Source organism: Enterococcus sp. AZ196 (genome assembly GCF_050498845.1).
Taxonomy (GTDB): Bacteria; Bacillota; Bacilli; order Lactobacillales; family Enterococcaceae; genus Enterococcus_A; species Enterococcus_A murrayae.
Genome location: NZ_JBIPAM010000001.1, coordinates 1,039,665 through 1,062,689, shown reverse-complemented (window position 1 = coordinate 1,062,689; position 23,025 = coordinate 1,039,665). Strand labels below are relative to the sequence as shown.

Annotated in this window: 28 protein-coding genes; 20 read left to right on the top strand and 8 right to left on the bottom strand. The window is 36.4% G+C overall.

Translation table 11 applies throughout. The annotated features are described in order from the left end of the window. Positions 1-170 precede the first annotated feature (170 nt). Entirely contained in the window at positions 171-1,622 is a 1,452-nt protein-coding gene (locus IGI67_RS05170) for a GHKL domain-containing protein (protein ID WP_429956984.1), read from the top strand. 371 nt (positions 1,623-1,993) lie between these two features. On the opposite strand, the gene IGI67_RS05165 is transcribed toward IGI67_RS05170, so the two are convergent. From IGI67_RS05165 to IGI67_RS05145, 5 genes are all read right to left on the bottom strand, one after another. Then, positions 1,994-2,893: an Rpn family recombination-promoting nuclease/putative transposase gene (locus IGI67_RS05165; RefSeq protein ID WP_429956983.1), complete on the bottom strand. Its 900-nt coding sequence runs from the start codon at positions 2,891-2,893 to the stop codon at positions 1,994-1,996. A gap of 609 nt (positions 2,894-3,502) precedes the next feature. Beyond that, on the bottom strand, positions 3,503-4,117 hold the full coding sequence (locus tag IGI67_RS05160; RefSeq protein ID WP_429956982.1) for a DUF2922 domain-containing protein: 615 nt from the start codon (positions 4,115-4,117) through the stop codon (positions 3,503-3,505). 45 nt (positions 4,118-4,162) lie between these two features. Then, a complete protein-coding gene (locus tag IGI67_RS05155) occupies positions 4,163-4,546 on the bottom strand; it encodes a hypothetical protein (protein ID WP_429956981.1) in 384 nt (127 codons plus the stop codon). 64 nt (positions 4,547-4,610) lie between these two features. Then, the gene (locus tag IGI67_RS05150) at positions 4,611-4,823 is read right to left on the bottom strand and encodes a DUF2922 domain-containing protein (protein WP_207110346.1); all 213 of its coding nucleotides are present in this window, start codon (positions 4,821-4,823) and stop codon (positions 4,611-4,613) included. Positions 4,824-4,841: 18 nt separating this feature from the next. After that, positions 4,842-5,051: a hypothetical protein gene (locus tag IGI67_RS05145; RefSeq protein ID WP_429956980.1), complete on the bottom strand. Its 210-nt coding sequence runs from the start codon at positions 5,049-5,051 to the stop codon at positions 4,842-4,844. Positions 5,052-5,549: 498 nt separating this feature from the next. Here IGI67_RS05145 and IGI67_RS05140 point away from each other — a divergent pair, with 498 nt between their 5' ends. From IGI67_RS05140 to arsC, 7 genes are all read left to right on the top strand, one after another. Continuing rightward, a complete protein-coding gene (locus IGI67_RS05140) occupies positions 5,550-5,723 on the top strand; it encodes a type II toxin-antitoxin system HicA family toxin (RefSeq protein ID WP_429956979.1) in 174 nt (57 codons plus the stop codon). Positions 5,724-5,775: 52 nt separating this feature from the next. Further along, entirely contained in the window at positions 5,776-6,177 is a 402-nt protein-coding gene (locus IGI67_RS05135; RefSeq protein ID WP_207110351.1) for a type II toxin-antitoxin system HicB family antitoxin, read from the top strand. Positions 6,178-6,808: 631 nt separating this feature from the next. Continuing rightward, a complete protein-coding gene (locus tag IGI67_RS05130) occupies positions 6,809-7,156 on the top strand; it encodes an ArsR/SmtB family transcription factor (protein ID WP_207110352.1) in 348 nt (115 codons plus the stop codon). Next, positions 7,134-7,511: an arsenite efflux transporter metallochaperone ArsD gene (arsD, locus tag IGI67_RS05125; protein WP_429956978.1), complete on the top strand. Its 378-nt coding sequence runs from the start codon at positions 7,134-7,136 to the stop codon at positions 7,509-7,511. Before IGI67_RS05130 ends, arsD begins: the two co-directional genes overlap by 23 nt. Positions 7,512-7,546: 35 nt before the next feature. Beyond that, the gene (gene arsA / locus IGI67_RS05120; protein ID WP_429956977.1) at positions 7,547-9,271 is read left to right on the top strand and encodes an arsenical pump-driving ATPase; all 1,725 of its coding nucleotides are present in this window, start codon (positions 7,547-7,549) and stop codon (positions 9,269-9,271) included. A 60-nt stretch (positions 9,272-9,331) separates the two neighbouring features. After that, entirely contained in the window at positions 9,332-10,414 is a 1,083-nt protein-coding gene (gene arsB / locus IGI67_RS05115) for an ACR3 family arsenite efflux transporter (protein ID WP_429956976.1), read from the top strand. A gap of 2 nt (positions 10,415-10,416) precedes the next feature. Next, positions 10,417-10,821: an arsenate reductase (thioredoxin) gene (arsC, locus tag IGI67_RS05110; protein WP_429956975.1), complete on the top strand. Its 405-nt coding sequence runs from the start codon at positions 10,417-10,419 to the stop codon at positions 10,819-10,821. Between the two features lie 503 nt (positions 10,822-11,324). Here the strand turns inward: arsC and tnpA are convergent. Next, the gene (gene tnpA / locus IGI67_RS05105) at positions 11,325-11,798 is read right to left on the bottom strand and encodes an IS200/IS605 family transposase (protein ID WP_429956563.1); all 474 of its coding nucleotides are present in this window, start codon (positions 11,796-11,798) and stop codon (positions 11,325-11,327) included. 543 nt (positions 11,799-12,341) lie between these two features. Between tnpA and IGI67_RS05100 the strand changes: the two genes are divergently transcribed. From IGI67_RS05100 to IGI67_RS05080, 5 genes are all read left to right on the top strand, one after another. After that, the gene (locus IGI67_RS05100; RefSeq protein ID WP_207110357.1) at positions 12,342-12,689 is read left to right on the top strand and encodes a hypothetical protein; all 348 of its coding nucleotides are present in this window, start codon (positions 12,342-12,344) and stop codon (positions 12,687-12,689) included. 690 nt (positions 12,690-13,379) lie between these two features. Beyond that, positions 13,380-13,538 carry a hypothetical protein gene (locus IGI67_RS05095; protein WP_429956974.1) on the top strand — a complete coding sequence of 53 codons (159 nt, stop codon included), beginning with the start codon at positions 13,380-13,382 and terminating at the stop codon, positions 13,536-13,538. Between the two features lie 76 nt (positions 13,539-13,614). Continuing rightward, entirely contained in the window at positions 13,615-14,826 is a 1,212-nt protein-coding gene (gene istA / locus IGI67_RS05090) for an IS21 family transposase (protein WP_429956901.1), read from the top strand. Between the two features lie 8 nt (positions 14,827-14,834). Next, positions 14,835-15,629: an IS21-like element helper ATPase IstB gene (istB, locus tag IGI67_RS05085; RefSeq protein WP_429956808.1), complete on the top strand. Its 795-nt coding sequence runs from the start codon at positions 14,835-14,837 to the stop codon at positions 15,627-15,629. Between the two features lie 253 nt (positions 15,630-15,882). After that, positions 15,883-16,143 (top strand): type II toxin-antitoxin system PemK/MazF family toxin, encoded by a 261-nt coding sequence (locus IGI67_RS05080; protein WP_429958609.1) that lies wholly within the window; start codon positions 15,883-15,885, stop codon positions 16,141-16,143. Positions 16,144-16,435: 292 nt separating this feature from the next. Here the strand turns inward: IGI67_RS05080 and IGI67_RS05075 are convergent, their stop codons facing one another. Continuing rightward, on the bottom strand, positions 16,436-16,618 hold the full coding sequence (locus IGI67_RS05075; protein ID WP_429958608.1) for a type II toxin-antitoxin system RelE family toxin: 183 nt from the start codon (positions 16,616-16,618) through the stop codon (positions 16,436-16,438). 50 nt (positions 16,619-16,668) lie between these two features. Next, positions 16,669-16,890 (bottom strand): type II toxin-antitoxin system RelB family antitoxin, encoded by a 222-nt coding sequence (relB, locus tag IGI67_RS05070; RefSeq protein ID WP_207110359.1) that lies wholly within the window; start codon positions 16,888-16,890, stop codon positions 16,669-16,671. A gap of 609 nt (positions 16,891-17,499) precedes the next feature. Here relB and IGI67_RS05065 point away from each other — a divergent pair. From IGI67_RS05065 to IGI67_RS05035, 7 genes are all read left to right on the top strand, one after another. Beyond that, a complete protein-coding gene (locus IGI67_RS05065; protein WP_010742512.1) occupies positions 17,500-17,796 on the top strand; it encodes a WXG100 family type VII secretion target in 297 nt (98 codons plus the stop codon). 63 nt (positions 17,797-17,859) lie between these two features. Next, positions 17,860-18,138, top strand: a complete 279-nt coding sequence (locus IGI67_RS05060; protein ID WP_429956973.1) for a TIGR04197 family type VII secretion effector — start codon at positions 17,860-17,862, stop codon at positions 18,136-18,138. Further along, a complete protein-coding gene (locus IGI67_RS05055; RefSeq protein ID WP_429956972.1) occupies positions 18,138-18,497 on the top strand; it encodes a DUF3958 family protein in 360 nt (119 codons plus the stop codon). Before IGI67_RS05060 ends, IGI67_RS05055 begins: the two co-directional genes overlap by 1 nt. Continuing rightward, complete coding sequence (locus IGI67_RS05050; protein WP_429956971.1) at positions 18,487-20,226, top strand: DUF3114 domain-containing protein; 1,740 nt, start codon at positions 18,487-18,489, stop codon at positions 20,224-20,226. The genes IGI67_RS05055 and IGI67_RS05050 overlap by 11 nt, the downstream gene beginning before the upstream one ends. After that, entirely contained in the window at positions 20,227-20,832 is a 606-nt protein-coding gene (locus IGI67_RS05045; protein ID WP_429956970.1) for a hypothetical protein, read from the top strand. Positions 20,833-20,943: 111 nt separating this feature from the next. Then, complete coding sequence (locus IGI67_RS05040; protein ID WP_429956969.1) at positions 20,944-21,390, top strand: hypothetical protein; 447 nt, start codon at positions 20,944-20,946, stop codon at positions 21,388-21,390. A 375-nt stretch (positions 21,391-21,765) separates the two neighbouring features. Beyond that, complete coding sequence (locus tag IGI67_RS05035) at positions 21,766-23,025, top strand: methyltransferase (protein WP_429956968.1); 1,260 nt, start codon at positions 21,766-21,768, stop codon at positions 23,023-23,025.

The following is a 23,025-nucleotide window of genomic DNA, read 5'->3' as shown; positions in this document are numbered from 1 at the left end:
CGATTTATTTTTCGTTTGAAAGTAAAGTACTTCCATTCCTCCAAATTATTTATTTTCAGATCGAGTTAATAGAAATTCATTTAAAATAAAAATAATTTTAAATAACTCTAATAATTTATTGTGAAATAATATAGAATAAATGTACAGTTTATTTTTTGGAGGAAAAAGAAATGATATATATTTATGAAACTGCTCACTTATATCATGTTGAGAACTTTCTGTTCTTTATAATTAATTTAATTGTATTTCAATTAATGATGTATATTCCTCTAAGAAAATTCTTTAAGGAAAGAATTACTCTGCACTTTGTTCTCATTTCTTCGGTCTTCTTTTTCATTTATTTTTTAATGTTTGCTGATTTTTTAGAGCGACTTTTTTATGGAATGATCATCGTCGATGGCTATTTGGTCATTTTTGGCATTGTTTTAGTCTTTACTCTCTTCAATTTCTTTATTTATGGAAAAGACAGTCGGTTTCAGGGCTTTCTATTTCTAGAAGGGCTTTTCATGTTTTGCTGGTTTTTTTGTTGTCAATTTTTGACCGTTCATCTGTTTGAACGTTACCATTTTGGTTCCTTTGTTTCTTTTTTTGGGATGCTGTTGGCTGGGATTCCAGTCTTTATTAAATTTTATTCGCTTGTCGAATATCGTTTGACGCGACATTCATCAATAAGAAATGTTTTGGGAGTGTTATTTTTAGGAATCCATCTTTTCTTAAATAGTATCAACATTATGCTTTTTACATTTCGCGGACCAAGAATGCGAATTATTATTTCCAACGAGTTCATTGGAAAATCCCTTTTTGATTCGTTTGGTCAACACGTAAAGCTTTCCTTTTTAGATTTAGATAATCAACTGTCTAAGATTTTTTTCTTTGGTATTATAGCTAGTGCACCAATCATCAGCATTTTTCAGTTAGTCATAAAGAAGCAATTAGACCAAGATCTTATCCAGCTTCAAACAAAACGTGAAGAGGAGCTTAAAAAATATATCCAAATGATCGAGTCAATCAACCAAGAGACAAGGCAGCTGCAGCATGATATTGGGAATGTTCTTAGTTCATTAGGAATGCATGTTTATCAGGAGAAGCCTGATATTTTGGCTTTGAGAGAATATTACAAGCAAGTCAATCAGGATTTTGGGTTACGAAGAATCACCAAAATCCCAAATGGTAAATTAACTCATCTAAAAAATCCTGAAATTCTTGGTCTAGTCTTGGAGAGGCTGATGAAGGCGAAAGAGTTCGATATTCATTTGAATCTAGAAATAGATGAGCCGATTCAATTTCCTGCAAAAGGATTAGTCCCAATCGTTAGGATTCTGGCAATATTAGTAGATAATGCCTTGGAGGAGAGTCACAAGCTTCCAGGTTCCGTTGTGCGACTTGCCTTTGTAGCTATCAATGAGGAACAAATCTTGACAATGATTGAAAATCATACATATAACCAGAAGTTTATGGAGCAATATTTATCTAGCACCATTAAGAGTGATAAAGGTGTTGGGCGAGGACAGGGCTTAGAAATAATGACTAAATTAGTAAAGGAAAATAGACAGCTGCATTTGGATTGTAAACAAGACGATCAAACGGTCTTGTTTTCATTCTTAGTGGAGGGGAAAAGGTAGGATCGGGGCTATAAAGATAATCAGAAGTATCTGACGGAAACCAAATGCTATGTAGGACATTTTGTGCTTCTTTTCTGACTGAAATAGGCAAATCGCAGTAGCTTCGGTGTTTCAAAAGGAGTATTTTCGCTGCCAACGAATCTATGTCATCAAACAAAAGAAGATTCTACAAATAGAAGCTGATGACTCTGAGGTAAGAATGGTGAATCAGTGAAATATTTCAGGCGCTTATCGAAAGTGTATCTGTTTATGGGAACGTTATTAAAAAGCTGCTTCTCAAGTTATACAACCTTGAGGAGCAGCTTTTAACTTTATACGTGGAAGAAAAATCTAGCTGAGTAGTTTCATCTGGAATACTTCTGGACACAAAATCAGTTTTGTTCCCGCCATAATTTTTCAACTTCTTCCGTTGACAATTTAGTAGCTTTTGCTACTTGCTCTATGCTAACTCCGATTTTTAAGAATTCGATTGCTAATGCTTGTTTCTCTTCCAGTCGTCCCTTTTCGAGCCCTTTTTTATGCCCTTCTTCCATAGCAGTCACAAATACAGCGTCAGAAATAGCTTTGGATTTTTCGATGTTCATGATCATTTCTTTCTCCTCGCTTTCTAATGTTAAGAAATCAATTTTTCTTTTTGCTTCTTTGATGTAGTCGGGAGCTTCCGGCTCAACTTCTCCGGTTTTTAGAAAATATTGCCAATGATAGGCGGCCTTTTGTTTTTCAATCGTTTGATTTTTTAGACTGAGGAAACAGAGAATCAATAATTCCTTGTTCTCTTCATTGAAAAAAGGCTGATGTGTTTCTTCATTTAATAAGCGGAACAGCTGTAAGGCATTGTCTTTTCGATCGAACAAATGGAAATCCACAATATTGATTCCATAAGCAGGTCGCAAGCTAGAAAAGTTGTTCTTTTTCCCTGCTTCTTTTTTGTCGCTAGACCCAAAAGGTGAGCGGAAGGCTTCAGCCAGATAAAAGAGTGAACGCTCATGGAAATAGCTATGCGGCTGGATTTGGCATTCGATAGTGGCATGGCTGCCATCTTCTCCAATGGCTAAGATATCTACTTCTGTTCGCAGGATCTCTGTTTGTACATGATCGATTTCGTTGAATTTTTTCTTATAGCTGTCGATATGATAGGTTTCTTTTGGCATAAGTGACTGGAATTCGATACCTAGCAGGTCTTTGACAAAGGCTTTTAGAATATACAGGGAATCTTCAGAGGTTAGCAGTTTACGAAATAACAGGTCGTTCGTTGGTAAATACTTTTGCATTTCTTCACACCTTTCAGCTGGTAGACGCCATGCTGAGAGGCTTTTCTCGCCCCAATTATAGCATGGTTCATCAGCAGCCTTCAAAATTTATTTACTTTAAGATACGCAAAGAGTGAAGAAATGCTCTTATCAGAGAGAAGAAATGAATTATTTAATGATCACTAATTATATTTTCTAAATATGGAGAAGCTATTGGCAATAGACTTGAGTTTATTAAAAAGCGAAGAAAAAGACGGACTTCTCAACCATAGAAAGTGATGAAAAGGAAATCATCATGATTATTGAAAAATCGAAAGCTACAGGAGTGAGACTTGAGTTTGTTAAGAAATTGTATGAAAAACAAGATGAATAGCTTCTACCGGAGTTAAATAGTATTAACCAACACCTGCGATTTTTGATCGCAGGTGTATTTATCTTCCAGTCGTCATGGATCACGCCCGCTCAACCAGTGGTTGACGAGGGCGATGGTCAGCCCCACAAAGAGTGGAGCGAGGACATATCGTATCAGCTCACTCAAAGCATCACCTCCTCTCATGTGGGAGGCTGACGACGTGAGCACCATACCTACGCAAAAGGTATTCAATTGTGAAAGGGCAGAAGTTGATTCGGTTATTCTAGTTTATGCGGATGGCTGTCCGGATCATCTTTATTCCGATTTTTCTTTCGTCGAAGCAAGGCAAGGAAACTTTTTCGTGTACTCAGTCGTTCTTTTTCTTCAGGCTGCGATCGTATCGAAGTCGTGAGGGAACTAGCAGAAGGTTCATTCTCATCGATTGTGTGCTTTAATCCACTTGTTTGTTTTTTTAGTATTAATGAAGGGTGATTACTTCTCGTTTCTGCTGGTTGCTCTAACGTATTTTCAATCGCATTCTTTGAAGAGTTGTACAAAAAGTCATAGCTTCTTACTGATTTGATCGGGAGAGCTGCTGTTGAATTCTCCGTCTCCTCATTTTCAACCTGCGCTTCTTCATCCATTTGATCAGAGGGAGCGGTTGGTTCGCTCGTCTCATCAAAAATCTCTGTTTCGTACGTAGTCACGATCTTTGCCGTGACCACTGTATCAAAGAGTTTTACGCCGCTTTTTTCAAAGATGTCTAGTTGAGTGAGGAGCTCACAGGCATCTTTGATCTGTTCCACAGGTAAGTCCGCATTCACATTTTTATAGGTCCAGTCGTGTTCTTTGCCTAGACTATTGGTAAAGGTCGTGACTAAATCATGGGTCATTGTTCTGCTATCCTTTCATTTTTTCTCTGCGTAGGTAAAAATCTATCAAGGTTCGTTGGTTTCGTTAGGACGGACTTTTGCAATTAAGGAACGGACAAGTGAGATGGCCTTTTCGCCAAAGTTACGGACAGGAAATACTTTTGCAGCTAATGAGCGCCATTCGGGAGCCATGAAGTAATCTTGAAAGTAATAAAAGAAGCGCTTCATGGTGCGAGTGGCTTTGGTATTCATAAAAATCTCACGGACAAGATCCTTCAGAATGAAGGCAAACTCCTCCGCACCGAGTTGGAAACGTACGCGTAACGTCAAAATATATTTGATTGTTAAGCTGCTATTTTGAGTTTGGTAATAAAACTCGGTAATTCGTTTTTCTAATGTTTTTGGCGTTAAATTGAACAACTGTCGGCAAGATAATGTTTGTTCATTCATGGATCGTGTCCTCCTTTAATGGAGGAGAGCGGCGAAATCACCGCTGCTCCTCAAATTTTTATGGTTAGAAAATAATCGTTTCAACGGTTTCAACATACTTTGCGCTGACCACTTGGTTGTAAAGCTTTTCGTCATCCTTCTTGAATAGGGATAACAGGGTGATTCTTTCCAAGAGTCCTCGAATTTCCTCGGGCGCTTTTCCTTCGCCGGGCGTTGGGAAGCTCCAGGTCTGCGAACGTCCGCCGCTAGTTTTAAAAATCGCTACTAATTTTTTCAATTTTTATATCCTCCTTCTCTACTTCTTTGTTACACGTGATTGACTAGTGATGATTACGCCATCCAGTAGTGTATCTTCTTGATCGAGGGTCTTCATGATTTCACCCAGCTCAAGGATATCTGCTTCAGCAGGATCATCTACGACATTTGGGAACGTGACTTTCTTTAGTTTCTCTACACCAGGTACAGCGAGCTGCACTTGTAATTTAGTACTCAGTTTCTGAATCATTTTGGGTTCCTCCGTGTGTTTGAATTTTTTGTACCGGCCGGTGACTAAAAGATAGCTGATTTCAAAAAATCTGACAAATCGCAAAATAGCCACTTCACCCCTCAATTTAACCAATTCGAAGGCTAGAACCCGCATTCCTTGGTTTGAAAGGGGTTATTTTAGGGGGGATAGTGGTCATTTTGCGATTTGATTCAAAAATCGATTCGTATTATACTAAAAGATTCAATTAAAAAAGGGTTCAGGATGAAAAAGGCCCCAGAGAGATACATATAGAATAAGATTGGCTATTTGTAGATAAAATAATTAGTAGGAAACTAAAGTTCTATTTGCTTCGACAGAAAAAAAGAATGAGGTCTTTAGAAAATCTAGATAAATGTTTAGGAATTGAAATTTTTCGATTCCTTTTTTTGTATGTTTTGAGAATAGACCGTTACATATTAACAGTGGCATTGATGAATACGTGTTTATCACGTATAATGAATATGCGAGAGGTCAGGAATGAAAACAAGAGACCTAGTAAAACTATTCAAGAAAAATGGATGGTGGTTCTTGAAACATGGAAGTAATCACGATATTTACACCGATGGTAAGGAAACGGAAGAAATCGTTAGACATCGTGAAACAAACGAAAGGCTAGCAAAAGCAATTATTAGGAAACACGGGCTGAAATAATCTTCCTGCTTCACTGTCAGCATAGAATAGATTAATGAAAGGAAAATGTATTATGGAAAATAAATTTGTATATCCCGCCATCTTGAGTTATGAGAAGGATGATTCTGGTTATGACTATTTTGTATCAATCCCTGATTTTGAAGGATTTACGCAAGGCAAAGACGTGTCCGATGCCATCGCTATGGCTAGAGATTACATCGGGAATATGTTGATGGAATATGAAAAAGAAGGCAAAGCTTTCCCTCAATCAAATTCAACTAAATATGATGTGTCAGAAAACGACATAGAAACGTTAGTAGATATTGATTTGATTCGATTCAAAGCTCAAACAAGAAATGTTGTGGTGAAGAAAACCCTATCCATTCCTAAATATTTAAATGAATTAGGAAATGAGGCGGGCATAAACTTTTCGCAAACTCTAACTGAAGCATTAAGAGAAAAACTAGGCGTGTAACCTGCACACAATCGTTTAAACTAGCACATAGAACGTAATACGAGGAATGCTTTCAGGTGATGGATGTGTGTGTGTTTACGAATCCACATTTTTTGAACAAGGAGAAAATGACTTGTCGATCAGTCAGTTACGATCGATCTTTATAAAAAATTTTGTCTGTGAAGAGGACAGCGATAGTAGGTAAAACTATGTGCCTTTATCTAAATAGTATAACGAAGAAATCGCCCAATAATCAGCTGGAACATAAATGTAGCTCCATAAAAAACTAGGCGGTAGAGAAAATCCATGATCTTCTCTACCGCCTATTCATTTTCTCTAGAAGCGAATTGTTTAAATATTACTCGTAAACCCATTTTTTTGTGTTTAATCTTTTTCCCCCATAACTTCTTCCGGAGTAAGCTATTTTTGAGTTGAAATTTCAAAAGGAATTTTTTGTTTGCGTACAACTTGTCTAAAATATAGGTTAATCGCTGTTGTAAAATCAAGACCTAGTATTTCTAAGAAATTCTGATCGGCGCCAATCCAACAGATATAAAGCTGAGTTAGAAAAAAGGACAGAAACAATTGACAATACATAGACGTTCATCTATATTTATACATAGATAAACATCTATGTAAAGGGGGAACGAATATGAATTATGAAGAGATGTCAGTAATGCTCAAAGCTCTCGCTGATCCTAAACGATTAAAAATCATTGATTTGCTATCTTGCGGCAGTCTGTGTGCATGTGATATTTTGGACCATTTCGATTTTACCCAGCCAACGCTGTCCCATCATATGAAAGTGTTGGAAAAGGTTGGCATTGTGCTGGTTACTAAAGATGGTACTTGGCATAGATATCAATTAACAGAAAGCTTTATTGATCAATTCATGGGTTCAATGATGCAGCTATTTTCTAATGATGAAAATTGCATTTGTAATACACTAAACTGTACATGTAAAGGAGAAAAGGAAGATGAAAAAATTAGAACTATTTGAACCAGCTATGTGTTGCTCGACTGGAGTATGTGGACCATCTGTTGATGAAGAATTGCTTATGGTGACTTCTGTTTTTGAGACCTTTGAAGGGATAGAATCAGTTGAGGCATCACGTCATAATTTGACGAGTGATCCAGATGCTTTTGTGAACCATCCAACAATTTTAAAGCTATTACAAGAAAAAGGAAATGATATTTTACCAATTACTTTGGTTGATGGCGAAGTTGTTAAAGAAGGGTCATATCCTACATTGGAAGAATTTGGAAAATATAGTGACATTCACTTTGTTATGCAGTCAGCGAATAGTTCTGAGGGCTGTTGTGGTGGAAATAGTGGAAGCGAAGGTTGTTGCTAACAGCCTTCTTCCTAGTAAAATGAGGAGGGAAATACATGCTTCAATATATACCCCAGAAGATGAGTTTAACGAAATATCTATTTTTCACTGGTAAAGGCGGTGTCGGAAAGACAACCACTGCTTGTGCAACCGCTGCTTCTTTGACACAAGATGGAAAAAAAGTCATGCTTGTTAGTACAGATCCCGCATCAAATCTACAAGATGTTTTTCAAATAACGTTAACTAATAAGCCGACTCCCATAGAGGGGATCGATCACTTAATGGTCGCAAATTTTGATCCTATCACGGCTGCTGAAGAATACAAGGAAAGTATTGTTGGACCTTATCGCGGGGTTCTTCCCGATAGTGCATTAATAAATATGGAAGAACAGCTATCTGGATCGTGTACAGTGGAGATTGCCGCGTTCAATGAATTTGCAAATTTTCTAACCGATCCAGAAGTTGCAGAAGAATTTGATTATGTGATCTTTGATACGGCTCCGACAGGCCATACATTAAGAATGCTGCAGCTGCCTTCTGCCTGGAATAACTTTCTAGACGAGAATACGACAGGTGTTTCTTGTTTAGGCCAACTCTCAGGATTAGGCGATAAAAAGGATATGTATGAAAAAGCAGTTGCAACATTAGCTGATAAGCAACAGACAACGTTGATTTTAGTTACACGAGCACAAAAAGCTCCCTTAATTGAAGCAGAGAGAGCCTCTGAGGAATTGATAAAAATAGGGATCGAAAATCAGAAATTAGTCGTGAATGGTTTACTTGAAACTTATGATGATACCATTTCAGAAGAAATCTATAACGAGCAGCAAAATGACTTAAACCAAATGCCAGAATCATTAGCTAAATTTGAAACATACTATATTCCCCTACGACCTTACAATGTTACAGGGATAGATAAGCTTCAGATTCTACTAAACGATCAACAGCCTGTGATTGAAGAACAGGAACAAGAAAGTGTTGATTTTCCAAATTTAGATTCAATCGTCAGTGAGTTTATTCGTACAAATAAGAAAATCATTTTTACAATGGGTAAAGGCGGAGTTGGTAAAACAACTGTTGCTATCAAAATTGCTGAAAAACTTGCACAATCTGGTAAAAAAGTCCATTTGGCCACGACCGATCCTGCTGATCATTTAAATCTGTTTCTTTCAAAAGACTTGCCAATTTCAATGAGTCATATTGATGAAGAAAAGGAATTAGAAGCATACAAAGAAGAAGTTCTTTCAAAAGCTCGAGAAACGATGAATGCTGATGATGTTGCTTATGTTGAAGAGGATCTTCGCTCTCCTTGTACCCAAGAAATAGCAGTCTTTCGGGCATTTGCGGAAATTGTAGACAAATCAGAAAATGAAATTGTTGTGATTGATACAGCCCCAACAGGCCATACATTACTCCTTCTAGAGTCTACTCAAAGCTATGCCAAAGAAGTAGAGAGAAGTTCTGGTGAAGTTCCTGTTTCCATTCAGAAATTATTACCTCGGCTTCAGAATGAACAAGAAACAGAAGTGTTGATGGTTACATTACCAGAGACAACTCCAGTCTATGAATCAATGAGATTAGATGAAGACTTAGATCGTGCAAAAATCGCCCATACCTGGTGGTTGGTAAATCAAAGTATGTTAGCGGCTGATACTCAGAATAAGGTATTAAAAGCGCGCTCCTTCAATGAATTAGAATGGATTGAAAAAGTATCTGAACTTTCAAATGGTAAATTTGCTGTTGAAGAATGGCAGCCGAACTTTAGCCCTTTAGGGGTATAATTTTTTTTCAATACATAGATGTATATCTATGTATTGATTTCTCAATGATGGAGGATTCAAATGGAGAAGAAAGAAAGCCAACAAGGGTTAGGAATCTTTGAAAAATATCTAACTCTATGGGTAATTATTTGTATGGCACTAGGCATTTTTATTGGAAAATTTCTACCGACAGTACCTGACACTTTGAGTCAATTTGAGTATTACAATGTTTCTATACCGACGGCCATTTTAATTTGGTTAATGATCTTTCCGATGATGCTTAAAATTGATTTTGGAAGTATCATGAATGTGTCAAAAAAACCGAAAGGTCTAATTGTCACATGCGTCACAAATTGGCTGATTAAGCCTTTTACAATGTATGCTATCGCAGCCTTCTTCTTTTATGTTGTGTTTAAGAGCTGGATACCATTAGATTTGGCCAAAGAATATGTAGCTGGTGCCGTAATACTTGGTGCAGCTCCATGTACAGCTATGGTATTTGTCTGGAGTCATCTAACGAAAGGAGATGCTGCATACACACTGGTTCAAGTCGCGGTAAACGATCTAATTATCCTACTATTATTTGCGCCAATCGTAGCGCTTCTCTTAGGAGTAGATAACGTGGTTGTACCGATGGCTACTTTGATACTCTCAACTGTTCTTTTTGTAGTTGTACCTTTACTCTTAGGAGTGATTACTCGTGTACTAATTATTAAAAACAAAGGGTTAGACTACTTTGAAAATATCTTCTTAAAGAAGTTCGATTCTGTAACAATCGTAGGATTACTACTAACACTGATCATCATTTTTTCTTTCCAGGGAGAAAGAATTCTTGCTAACCCTCTGCATATCCTATTGATAGCAGTACCATTAACGCTACAAACCATACTAATCTTTACAATAGCTTATACATGGGCAAGACTTTGGAAATTGCCTCATAATATTGCTTCACCAGCAGGGATGATCGGCGCTAGTAACTTTTTTGAATTAGCCGTCGCTGTTGCGATTTCTTTATTTGGCTTGCAATCAGGAGCCACATTAGCTACTGTTGTTGGTGTTTTAGTCGAAGTTCCTGTAATGCTGCTATTAGTTAAAGTATCTAATAATACAAGAGGATGGTTTGAGCCAAATCCGACTGAATTGCTTCATTTTGGAGGTAAGTAGTAATGAAAAAAATATATTTTCTATGTACCGGTAATTCTTGCCGTAGTCAAATGGCTGAAGGCTATGCTCATAGCCTCCTACCAAAAGCAGATTTTGAAATTAGAAGTGCAGGCATTGAAACACATGGGTTGAATCCTAGAGCAGTAAAGGTCATGGCTGAAGATGGCATTGATATTTCTAATCAAACATCTGACTTAATTGATATGGAGTATTTTAAAAATGCTGACTTGATCATTACTCTTTGTGGAGACGCCAAGGATAAATGTCCTACCATTCCCATAGGAATTACTCATATACATTGGGAATTAAAAGATCCTGCTCAAGCTACAGGATCTGAAGAAGAGATATTATCAGAATTTCGAAACACTAGAGATTTGATCAAAGATAAAGTTCATGAAATAGTTTAAATATTCTAAGTGTACAGAAAGCCACTTTTCTGTACGCTTTTTCGTGTTCATAAACTTGCATCAAAATTGATGCTCCAACAATCCATCCAGATAAAGTGAGACTAGAGTGAATGACACAAAAAGCAAAAGAGAGGTGGTTTGTGACTCGTTTAAAATTATGCCATTCTTTCTTCTTCAAAGAGCATTAATTGTTTAAATTAGTTTTCCAGCTTCGTAGAATTTTCCTCCGTAAGCATTCGGATATATTGCCCTTGTTTCTCTCTCTCAATAATGAACAGTGGATAGCAGGGTATCGAATAGTATGATTATGGAGCAGTCGATGCTAATTGTACGCAGTTTGATATAGATAGTAGAAAATTCAGTTATCTCAAAATCAAAACCACCCGTGAAACGGGTGGTTTGCTCTTCGGCTGAAAGCCTCTATTACCGGCCTTGGCCTGAAAGGCCATCTGAAGGCTTCCTCCCGCACCACATCTACTCGCTGATTCTAAAAGAATCTCACTTTATCTCTTCTTGTTTTTTTCTCCTGTAAATGGATCTACTTCTTCAAACAATGTTAACTGGTCCGCTACATGATCTTCTTTGAGTTGTTTACGAATGTATTCTGCTATCTGTTCCTTATTTCGACCAACCGTATCCACATAGTATCCGCGACACCAAAATTTACGATTCCCATATCGATATTTCAACTCCGCATGTCGATCGAATATCATTAAGCTGCTTTTTCCTTTTAAATATCCCATAAATTGAGCCACACTTAGCTTTGGTGGAATGCTGACAAGGAGATGAACGTGGTCCTTACAAGCATTTGCTTCATGAATTTCTACCCCTTTTCTTTCGCAAAGCTTACGGATGATTGCTCCGATACTTTCTCTATATTTCCCATAAATGATTTGTCTACGATATTTTGGTGCAAATACAATATGATACTTACATCTCCATTTTGAGTGTGCTAAACTTTCTTTATCCTTCATCATAAGGATACCTCCTAAATTTGATTGTGATGCGGTCGGGAAACCATCATCAGTTTATCAATTTTGGGAGGCTTTTTTAATACCACGCTGGAAGCTCTCTGGAACCATAGGCATAGCCTATGGTTTTCAAAACATACAAAAAATAGACCACTGTCGGGTTAACAGTGGTCAGGAGTTTGATGAAAAAGTTTCAAAAGATTTGCTTGATAAAATATACTATAAAAACATGTCTAAAACAAAGAAAAAATAATGTACTTCATTAACAGATATAAAAAAGACCACTACTGGAGTAAGTGGTCAGATGGAAATAACAAACATTTAAAAGATTCTTTCATAAATATTGTAACATTCCATCATTTTTAAATCAATATGATTTGTGAGAAGAATTATTTTTGCAAAAAAATAGTTAGTGGTATTTGAGATCCGGAAGCAATCACGATATGAAAACATGTTGAAGACACGATTGTAATTATTTTCAAGACTATTCATTTCATTTAGGCGATGCTATAGTTTAATAAATTCGTCATTAAAAGAGGTGGGAAGGTTATGTTTAATGAAATATGCTTATATGAAGCGAAAATTGATAAGCAGAGTGAAATCGAAGAGCTAATGAAAGAAGTAGCAGAATTTTATAAAAAGCAAGAGGGCGTAATTGATGTACGGTATATAAAAAGAACACATAGACAGAAAGATTTTAATGCTGTTAAGAAAGGCGAAAATCCTATTAGGCTAACTAGAAACATCGGCAAGGTTACCTATGTTCTCTATTGGGTAGTAGATAATGAAGAAACACATGCAAGAGTTTCTAAAATCGGAATTGAAAAATTTTACAAACGTTGGACTCGCTGCTTGATAACAATGCCGAAGATAATATTGGGTGAAAACATCGTTTAATATTCGTTTAAATGAACCAAAGGAGAATGCAATATGAGGAGCACCTTTAAGTGATGGACGTATGTATTTTTACGAGTTCATATCTTTTAAACAAAGAGAACCTGGCTTGGCAATCAGTCAATTACGATCGACGTTTATAAAAAATTTTTTGAATAATCAGCTAGCTAGGTATGTTTCAGAAAACTATTCGCTTAAAAAAGACCAATGACGCATCAGCATTTTTAGGAAAGATGACAAGTACCTTATAGAGGATGAGCTATTAAAGCTGGATGTTGTTATTGTTCCTCAGTTACTTGAGATGTATTGACTACTACTGAAGTCCGTCATTACGACTGGCTTTTTTGGTATAGAGCCCTATAATAATGAATTTAAGTTTGTAAGTCTAACAGTTATGTCAATAATAATACCATATCCAGAAAATCTCATTTGTCCCATTTCAAAGAGCATGGATTGTTTAAATATTTTTGCCAGCTCTGTAGAATTTTCCTTCGAAAGCAATCGGATATATTGCCCTCGTTGTCTTTTCTCAATGATGATCGTTGGATAGCCGTAGGACATCGCTAAGAAAATATTTAGCAGCCTGCCTGTGTGTCCGTTACCACCGCTGAAAGGAATATTTTTTTAATAATAGTATGTCCGGTAATTGTTGTAATTACCGTAATTACATGGTGCAATTTGGGAGTGGAAACGATGAAGGGAGTGGCGAATAAAATGGATACAGTAAAAACACGCAAACAGGGAAATGCTGTGATGGTGACATTAGCCAGTAAATTTGAGGTTCCAGAAGGTAAGACGTACTACATTAGCAAAGAGTCTGATGGAACTGTGAATCCCGACAGTAGAATGTAAGAAAATGCCGACGAGAAAAATGGTGTTTTTCTTACATTTTTTAGTACACTGGTTTAAAAACAATCAGGAGGATTTTATGCGATCAGATGTACGTGAAGGAGTTCAAATTTATATTATGAGTGATATTAAACCTAATTTTACCCATTTAGCTAGACAGTTCGAATGTGATCCACGCACTGTCAAACGTTATTACGAAAACAATCTATCTAAAAAGAAAGCTGCACCGAAAAAACGGCCAAGCAAATTAGATCCTTTTCGGTCAATTATTCAAGAGAAAGTTGAACTAGGCTGTTCTGCTTCAGCGATTTATCGTTTTATCAAGAAGAAAGGTTACGAAGGGAAGGATTCTATTCTAAGAGATTACTGCAGCCAATTGCGAAAAACACACATTCAGAAAGCGACGATCCGAATTGAAACCCAACCAGGTTTGTCTGCACAAGTTGACTGGAAAGAAGATCTTGTCCTTTACAATCGTTCGGGTCAACGGTTTCAAATCAATTTATTTTTATATGTTCTAGGCTTTTCACGTTGGAAGTATATCGAGTTAACGCTAGACAGAAAACAAGATACATTACTTCGTTGTTTGAACAATGCCTTTCTTTCTTCAGAAGGAATTCCTCATGAAATTTGGTTTGATAATATGCGTACTGTTGTTGATCAAAGTAGAACGCAGTTTAGAAAGGTCACTTGGAACCAAAGGTTCTATGAATACAGTAAAGACGCAGGATTTAAACCAATTGCCTGTCGACCTTATCGTCCGCAAACAAAAGGGAAAGTGGAAGCCTTAGCTCGAACGGTCGAGCAACTAAAAGTATACAATGGCGAATTTGATACATTGGAGGATTTGATTGATCTTGTTTTTGAATTCAATGAAGAGCTTAACAAAGAAACTTCTCAAGCAATTGAGGGTCCACCAATACTGAAATTTACTGCACACGAAAAAGAGCACTTATTGCCCTTTGATTCGAAATTACTAACGACCTACACACAAGATATCCTCTCTCGTAAGGTATCCAAAGAATCGCTCGTGATTTATCAAAAGAATAAGTACTCTGTACCCGTTCGCTATATCGGCAAGACAGTTTCTCTCCAAGCTGTTGCCGGCGAACTTACTATTCATTATAACGGCGAATGTATTCAAAGACACCTTTTAAGTCAAAAAAAATTTAATTATCATTCAGATGATATGCAGGAAATTTTAAAGTCCGACATTTATCGGTCAAAATCGGATGAAGAAATTGCACACTATGTTCAAGAAAATTTGAAACTCTACGACGAGTTCTATTAGGAGGCACCATGTCACAATACCAAGAGTTACTAGATAATCTAACAACGTTAAAGCTAGATCAGATCAAAGAATATCTCCCTCATTTTTTAGAATCTGAAAAAACAAAAGAACTGTCCACAATCGATATTCTTTATTCATTAACGGAACGGGAATTAGCGTTTAGGAAACAACGGGCGGAAAAAATGAATATCAAAACGTCCCACTTCCCCTATGAAAAACGGATGTCCGATTTTGACTTTGACTATCAGCCGAGTGTAAACAAACGGCAACTGCTGGACTTATCCAGCCTGCATTTTATGGAACGGCAAGAGAACATTTTATTTATCGGCAGCAGCGGTGTTGGCAAAACACATTTAGCAACGGCGATAGGTATGGAAGCTTGTCGCCAACGAATCAGCACCTATTTTATTACGTGTAATGAGTTGATTCAGCGATTGACAAAAGCCTATCAAGAAAACCGGCATGAAGCATTAATAAAAAATTACTGCCGATATAAACTACTCATTATCGACGAAATTGGTTATTTACCGATTTCAGAGGTTGGTGCAAATCTTTTTTTCCAGTTAATCACCAGGAGATATGAAACGAAATCGACGATTATTACAACGAATATCCCATTATCAAAATGGGGAGCAGTATTCTCAGACCCAACATTAGCAAATGCCATATTGGACCGATTGGTCCATCACTCTCAACTAATCAAAATTACTGGGAGATCTTATCGCATGAAAGACTACTTGCTTGATAAGGATGTTCTTCAGGCACCTACAGATGAGAAAGGGAAGAAAATCGGTAAAAACTAGCATATTTTCACCGGCAAAAAATTACATTTGAAAATCGGGATTGACAGGAACGATCACATTGATTCCCAAGATTGAGGATTATTTTGTTAATGCAAAGGAAAATGAGTTTATAGATAAAGAAGATGAACAAGTGAGGGGCTTTGAGGTAGAGAGCAGGTTGCTCGATGAATAGTATCAAACAAGGGAGGCTTATTTACATTGATTCTGAACCATCAAAGGGTAGTGAGATTAATAAGAGAAGACTGCTGTAGTCATAAGTAGAGACGAATACAGCTTATCCTCTAATTTAATTATCGTATGTCCAATAACTAGTTCGAATAAGAACCGGCCTTATTTTGTTGAAATCGTTAATAATGCTCTAAAATCAGGAAGCAAGGTGAATACAAAACAAGTATACACGATGGATTTTACAGCTAGAGGTGGAAGGAACGTGGAGATCATTGGTGAGGTCTCTAAAAAGGACTTTTTGAACATTGCTCAGCACGTCCAGATGAATTTCAACTTTCAGCTTTGAAAAATCGGCAATATGAGTATTATTATCAACTTCAGGATAGCAGGTAAAAAAGCTTGCTATCCCTTTTTTTGCAATTTGGACTATTATACAAAACCGAAAAATGGACTTATTTCTAGCTCTAGAAACCAGTGCGATCTACACTAGGCGGTAAAACAACTTTGGTCAATAAAACAAGTATATCAGAACAAAAGGCGGATTCTATTCAAAAGAAGAGACTCCGCCCTTTGTTTTATTTTGAAATCATTTCTAATTCATTTGCTAGAATATAAGACGCATTTCAATAGGTGAGAGGTTAGTAAATTTCCCGCCGATGTCCAACTTCTAGTGTTAGAACGATGAGTTCGTTGTCGTTGATATTGACAATTACACGATAATTACCAATACGGTAGCGCCATTGTCCTGTTCTATTGGCAGACAAACCTTTACTTTTTGATTTGTTTCTGAGCAAAAGAATCAATTCTTTAAATTGTAAAATGTGGTATGAGTTGCAAAGTGTATTTTTGCTTTTAAGTCATTTAATCCAATCTAGGAAATTAACGAATCCCATGACAATTGTTCTCCACCAGTGGCCAAATAAGCTTCATATTCTTCTAACGCTGCGTCAGCTACGCGGGCATCATACTTTTCTTCAAGACTGGCGAGGGTCTGTGTACGAATTAGTTCAGATAAGGAAACATTTTCAAATTTTGCCATTGCTTGTAGAAATGCTTTATCTTCATTAGGAATCCTTATAGTAATTACAGCCATGTAAACCACCTCTCCTTTTGTAATACCTTTGTTCTATAATGATATCCTCTTAAAAAAAAGTCAACAATGAGTGTTGTGAGAGCAAATGTTTGATCTATAATACTCACAATTTGAGCTGTTTTCTTTATTGAAAATTATTATTTATCGTCTCGACATAATGACTTTAATAGCACCGAGAATTTCTAAACCCATGATATAACGTGTATCATTTTATAATGAAAGTCTTCCTGAAAAAGGTTTCGTAGCGCGTAAAAAGAAGCTAAACATCTTATAAAGTGGCGAACTTCTGTGTTTTGGTATATAGACAAAGGTTTCAGAGAAGATATTTTATGGTTTGACAAAGTATCGTGATTGATTCCGTTTTTAAACAGAATACAATTCTCTAAAATAGCTGTTTTCAATTTTAGAGAATTACTCATTCATACGAAGACCAGCGCTATGATGAGTCTTTCTTATTTATCGTTATAAAAAGAACTAATTACGAAAATTCGCATAAAAAATTACCGTACAGGGTCTAAAATCAACCTTTTAGGGTATTTGATGTTATTTTATTTTCCAATATGATATCCTTAGTTAACTAATAACAATGATTACAAGGAGGAACATTATATGGCAGGAGCAATTACCGTCACACCCGAACAGCTGAAATCACAGGCGAAGGTTTACCAACAGGCCTCCGCGCAAATTGAGGATGCGATCCGCAAGGTCAATTCCATGAACCAAACGATCTCACAACAGTGGCAAGGGGAAGCATTCCGTGCCTACTTGGAACAATATAACCAGTTAGAAGGCAACGTGAAACAAATGGAAGAATTGCTGGAAAGCATCCACGGACAATTGAACAAATATGCGGACACTGTGGCAGAACGTGACCGCCAAGATGCTGGATCATTCGGCTTAAACTAATAGAAAAACAGAGCATCAGTACATCGTGTGCTGGTGCTTTTTTCAAAATGAGAAAATAAGGAAATGGCAGTAAAAAGTAATCTAGGCGTGGCGCAACAACGAGCGAGCGCGCTAAAAAGTGCGGCAGACAGCCTGACCTCTGGCGGTGTACCGACAAGTGATTCGCAAACAACCGTCGCAGGAAATACATCGGCCCAAAATGCGGTGAAGTCAACCATCAATGGCGTAAAAAAGGTGATGGCAGCGGTCAACAGCGCTTCAAGCAATATTAACAGCGTGGCGAAGAACTTTGAAGCGATCGACCAAGCAGGAAAAGAACTATTTACAAGGAAGAAAATCTAATGAGTGAACAACGCTTAGACGAAATTAAACGTGAACAAAAAAGCCTCACAAAAAAGCAAGAAGAGCTGTATGAACGCCAACGGTCAGTAGATCGCTTGAACGACGGGATTGGCAGCTATTTTCGGCAAACCCAACAGCTATTACAAAAGACAAGAGAAACGTTTCGAAAGAACGATGGCGGTCGTGATTTCGATGAATTGTATTCCTTCTTTTCCCGTGATGCTGGAAAAACAATGGAAGCACTAGGAGAAGAAAAACGAGAAATCAAACGGACGCAACAATTGCTGGAAGAGCAAGAACAAACATTAATCAAAGAGAAAAAGATGATCCATAGCAAGGAGAAACCCAATGAGCATTGATATGTATGTCAGCAGTTCGCGAGCACAGGCGAGCAGTGTAAAAGCGATGTGTCAAAAACAAATCCAAGGCTACCGACAGCTGCAACAGGCGATTAATCAATTTGTCATGAGCAGTGGTGAATTGCAGGGGAAAACATATGATTCAGCGAAGCAATATTTCTCAGCTGTCTTATCCCCATTAGCCAAAGGCGGGATGCTTTTAGCGGAGGCAACCGCAAAAGCGTGTCAGAAGTTTCCAGATGACTACCAATCGCAAGTCGATAGTGGGGACTTGAAATCATCCGAGTTAGAAGAACAGATTCAACAGTATCAAAAAGGGATTGATACAGCGAATTCCATTATGAGAGATATTTCAAGCAGTTCTTTGCCAGAGCCCGCGAAAAAAATAGTATTGAAGTCAATCAAGAACGTCAAAGATGGGCAAGAAAAAGCAAAGAAGAAATTAGACAAGAAATTGAAAAAACTGAAAGCATTTCATGCTTCTTCACCATCAATCTTTTCAGAGATCTCTGCACTAGAATCAGCAGTGAATACGGGAGCAGCCCAAGCAGCTACTTGTTGGAATGGGAGTAGCGGAACGTTTAGTATGCCTAAGGATATGTCATGGACTGAAACGATTGAGAATAAGGCATTCGAAAAAAAATACGCAATAGAACGCCCGAAGGAAATGTCAGATAAAGAATATCAAGTCTATCTAACGAAACTACGCGCTCAAGAAAAAGATTTACGAGTAGAAGACGGTTGGGATAAGTCAGCGATCAAGGAGTACTTCAAGGCAGCAAATCAACAAACAAGAAACCTAACCGCAGCAGAAGCAATGAAAAAGGTAGTGGAGTTGTATGGTCAGACACGACTTGCGGGTTCTGATCTATTTATCAAGATGTGGAATGCTTGGGATAGTGGAACAAGTCAAATTGATGCCGAGCGAAAATTAAACGTACTTTTGAAAATAGTACAAGTAACTACTACTTTACCGAATGATCCAAAGGCAGTAGCAGATTTGTTAAGTCGATTTGATAAAAACTTAGCCCCCGATAATGCTTTCTGGCGAGATTTGGCAAATGAAGTACAAAAAGCTTTCCCAGAGCCTAGTTTATTGACAGGAGATTTCGGAAAACAAATCAATAATCTGCGATATGTTGTTTCCGCTCAACAAGCACAATATGTGCGTGATAACTTTAAAGGGGCTACCGATCAAGAGAAACTAGCTCAATTTTTAAGTGGATGTAAAGACTATAATTTATGGGAGTCGGATAGGCTACATCACAAAAAAGCTAATGAAGGTCAAGGTGATTGGCCTGATGGATATGAAGAAGGAAACATAAAAGTTGTGGTTGATTTTAACACTGAGTTCATATTGAATGGAAAAGGTAGATTTCAAAATATCATTGATCCAGAAGGATCTAGCCAAAACGGCATTGTGAATGGCGCGAGTTTTAATTATGCAAATAGAAATGATTATGATTCTAAGAACAAGAATGATCCAAAATCGGTCCATGGTAGACTTGATGTAAATATTGGAAAAGTAGACCCTGACTGGAGGAAGCAAACTGTTGAAAATGGAGGACTCAAATATTTAGCACCAGATAAAAATCAATTCAAAGATTCCTCAAATGATGATTCTTCAACAGATAAAAAATCAGTTGAAGAACTCAGTAATGATAGGAAGAAAAAATTTGAAGATGAAATTAGAATATTGAAGAGGGAACAGTATTCTGGAGGGAAATAATTGAAGAGAAAAAGCGGGATGTTTCCAATTTTGCTAATAACTATCGTAGCACTGGCTTCTATTACTTTTTGGTATTTCTTAGTGACAAAAAAAGAAAATAAAAAAAATGAAATTATGAACAGAGAAATTACTGAAATTGTATATGGGGAAGTTTATACTTTCTCAGAAGAAGGAAACAAATCAGGATATATTAAGTTCATTGATGGAGAGAATTATTTAGCAATGCCTAGTACAAAATCACCTGAAGACAGTTTTGGTGATGGGGAAACTTACGATATCATTTTCATCGAAGGTAAGTACTCAAAAAATAATGAAAAGTTTTATCTAGGTAAGTCAGTTATAGATACAAGAATATTTTTTGAAGATGAGGAAGGGTTGAAAAAAAATAGATATGATGAAATATATACTATTACGAAACCAAATTTGATTGATTTTGAAACAGGCAGCATTGAGAAAAAAGAGAAACAATGGATTTATCGCCGTAATTCAAGTAATGGATATGTTGAATATCCACTAGTACGATCAAAAAAGGATATTCCAAATTCTACAGAGGAATTCTTGAAGAAGTATAAGCCGGTAGATAAAGCTAGTTCATTAAGTGAGTAATGTGGATATAGCTTGGGAGTATTACAAGCAAAAATGTTCAACAGCAAAAGCTCAGAAGGATTCTAAAAACCAGATCATATGAGAATCGGGATAAGGTGGATATTGAAGGCGATGACTACTCAGAAAAAGGTAAGTAGAAAAAGTTATATTCATATCATACTCCTCGTTATATTGTTATCCTTAGTAGGGTGCTATAGCTCAAAAGAACAATTGAGGGAAGACGATTTTCGCATTGTTAAATATGGAATGGAAAAACAGGAAGTAGAAATGAGGCTTGGAAAACCGGATAAGGTAATCAGAGACTCAGAAGAAGTTATAGAGGCTCAACAATGCGATGCGGATACTTCAACGGATCGATGGGATATTGAATTTCCTAACTTATATGAGAATTTTTATGGATCGGAAAAGGTGATGGAAGATTCATTCAAATTATTAGAAAAAGGAACAGGTATTGATTGCTATGTCTATTATTATCAAAGGGATAACAATTCTAAAAAGCAACGTATCTGGCATTTGTATTTTTATGACGGAAAGATTATAGGCATGTTTTTCCCATAATTCTTTGGAATATTCAAAGATGTACGTTAATGAACTAATGCTACTTAAATCCTTATTATCGATTGAAATCACAACCTATCTTTCTGCAATGAAATGTAGTCTGGTGAACGATCTTGAGATTCGATATTTATTAAAAGACGCATTAACTGTTAAAGTGGATGATCAAGAGATTTTTATGAAAGGTATATGGAATATAGAGTTGAGGAGTTATAGTTAAATTAATATTTTTATTCATGTATGAATATTTTTAATAATACTGACTTCGAGTATATTAGATCCGATTTTAAGATAGCATGAAAATATAAGTTGTACTTGAAATATGTCAATTGTATAATAATTAGTAAATAACAAAATTTATTAAAATAGGAGAAAAGAATGGAAAGTATAAGTTTGGGAACAAGAAGTTTTGATAATGTTCGAGTTGATGAGTATTGGAATTTTGGTGAAAAGAAAGAAGATAAAATGCATCAAATTCACACCTATCCTGCAAAATTTCCTTCATTCATAACGACTAAAGCAATTGAATATGCTCAGGAAAAAAATATCCATATTGAAACTGTAGGCGATCTTTTCTGTGGTTGTGGGACTGTAGCCTATGAATCTGCTAAATATGGGTTTGATTTCTGGGGATGTGATGTGAACCCTGTTGCAGCTTTAATCGCTCGAGTGAAAAGTAAGAAATTGAGTTCAGAAAAACTTATTAAGTATTACGAAAGGATACTTGTTCTATATGAAGATAGTTCAAATTGTTCACTTAATGAAAATAGTGTTAACGACAGAATAATGTATTGGTTTGAACCTGAGAGAGTTTGTGAGTTGTATAGAATGCTATCAGCTATTGAGAAAGTATGTAAAAATGATAAAGACTATGAAGATTTTTTCTTATGCGCCTTTTCTAATATCTTAAAGGCTACATCTAGGTGGTTAACTAAATCTATAAAACCAACTATCGACAAGAGCAAGATTACCAAAAGCGTATTGTACTATTTTAAAAAACAATTTACTAAGATGTATAGTGCAAATCATGATTCTAAAATTAACGCCAGAGCTAGTGTAAAAATTGAAGTATTGGACTCATTAAAGATTGATCAAGTAGAAAAAGTCGATTTATTAGTAACAAGTCCTCCATATGTAACATCATATGAATATGCAGATCTTCATCAATTATCATTATTATGGCTGAAATTTACGGATGACTATCGTGTTTATAGAAAAGATACAATTGGAAGTGTTTATGAGAAAAAAATTGATGAAAAAGGCAGTTTAAATATAATAGGCGAAGAGATACTGAGCCAACTGAAATACAATAAAGATTCCAAATCTAGAACTAAAGCAATAAAAAAATATTATTCTGATATGGAGAAAATAGTAGAGAAGGCTTTTAATCTGATTAAAAATGATGGAATGGCTCTTTTTGTTATTGGCAACACTGAATATAGAGGGGTTAGGATTAAAAACGCTGAACATCTTGCTCTAGCAATGCAGGAGAACGGATTTAGAGAGATAAATGTAACAAGAAGGAAAATTTCTAATAAAATTTTGACGCCATATCGTGATAAGAACGGGAAATTTAGTAAGGATAAAAATGGGAAAAAAGTTTACTCTGAGGAGTTTATTGTTGTTGGGAGGAAATAG

Bases quoted from the DNA above. Each gene is read 5' to 3' on its own strand.
- IGI67_RS05170 (WP_429956984.1), top strand. From the start codon at position 171: ATGATATATATTTATGAAACTGCTCACTTATATCATGTTGAGAACTTT.
- istB (WP_429956808.1), top strand. From the start codon at position 14,835: ATGTCACAATACCAAGAGTTACTAGATAATCTAACAACGTTAAAGCTA.
- IGI67_RS05135 (WP_207110351.1), top strand. From the start codon at position 5,776: ATGGAAAATAAATTTGTATATCCCGCCATCTTGAGTTATGAGAAGGAT.
- IGI67_RS05095 (WP_429956974.1), top strand. From the start codon at position 13,380: ATGAAGGGAGTGGCGAATAAAATGGATACAGTAAAAACACGCAAACAG.
- relB (WP_207110359.1), bottom strand. From the start codon at position 16,890: ATGGCTGTAATTACTATAAGGATTCCTAATGAAGATAAAGCATTTCTA.
- IGI67_RS05155 (WP_429956981.1), bottom strand. From the start codon at position 4,546: ATGAATGAACAAACATTATCTTGCCGACAGTTGTTCAATTTAACGCCA.
- IGI67_RS05165 (WP_429956983.1), bottom strand. From the start codon at position 2,893: ATGCAAAAGTATTTACCAACGAACGACCTGTTATTTCGTAAACTGCTA.
- IGI67_RS05050 (WP_429956971.1), top strand. From the start codon at position 18,487: ATGAGCATTGATATGTATGTCAGCAGTTCGCGAGCACAGGCGAGCAGT.
- tnpA (WP_429956563.1), bottom strand. From the start codon at position 11,798: ATGATGAAGGATAAAGAAAGTTTAGCACACTCAAAATGGAGATGTAAG.
- IGI67_RS05060 (WP_429956973.1), top strand. From the start codon at position 17,860: ATGGCAGTAAAAAGTAATCTAGGCGTGGCGCAACAACGAGCGAGCGCG.
- arsA (WP_429956977.1), top strand. From the start codon at position 7,547: ATGCTTCAATATATACCCCAGAAGATGAGTTTAACGAAATATCTATTT.
- IGI67_RS05145 (WP_429956980.1), bottom strand. From the start codon at position 5,051: ATGATTCAGAAACTGAGTACTAAATTACAAGTGCAGCTCGCTGTACCT.
- IGI67_RS05160 (WP_429956982.1), bottom strand. From the start codon at position 4,117: ATGACCCATGATTTAGTCACGACCTTTACCAATAGTCTAGGCAAAGAA.
- IGI67_RS05035 (WP_429956968.1), top strand. From the start codon at position 21,766: ATGGAAAGTATAAGTTTGGGAACAAGAAGTTTTGATAATGTTCGAGTT.
- IGI67_RS05055 (WP_429956972.1), top strand. From the start codon at position 18,138: ATGAGTGAACAACGCTTAGACGAAATTAAACGTGAACAAAAAAGCCTC.
- arsD (WP_429956978.1), top strand. From the start codon at position 7,134: ATGAAAAAATTAGAACTATTTGAACCAGCTATGTGTTGCTCGACTGGA.
- arsB (WP_429956976.1), top strand. From the start codon at position 9,332: ATGGAGAAGAAAGAAAGCCAACAAGGGTTAGGAATCTTTGAAAAATAT.
- IGI67_RS05130 (WP_207110352.1), top strand. From the start codon at position 6,809: ATGAATTATGAAGAGATGTCAGTAATGCTCAAAGCTCTCGCTGATCCT.
- arsC (WP_429956975.1), top strand. From the start codon at position 10,417: ATGAAAAAAATATATTTTCTATGTACCGGTAATTCTTGCCGTAGTCAA.
- IGI67_RS05100 (WP_207110357.1), top strand. From the start codon at position 12,342: ATGTTTAATGAAATATGCTTATATGAAGCGAAAATTGATAAGCAGAGT.
- istA (WP_429956901.1), top strand. From the start codon at position 13,615: ATGCGATCAGATGTACGTGAAGGAGTTCAAATTTATATTATGAGTGAT.
- IGI67_RS05040 (WP_429956969.1), top strand. From the start codon at position 20,944: ATGACTACTCAGAAAAAGGTAAGTAGAAAAAGTTATATTCATATCATA.
- IGI67_RS05065 (WP_010742512.1), top strand. From the start codon at position 17,500: ATGGCAGGAGCAATTACCGTCACACCCGAACAGCTGAAATCACAGGCG.
- IGI67_RS05140 (WP_429956979.1), top strand. From the start codon at position 5,550: ATGAAAACAAGAGACCTAGTAAAACTATTCAAGAAAAATGGATGGTGG.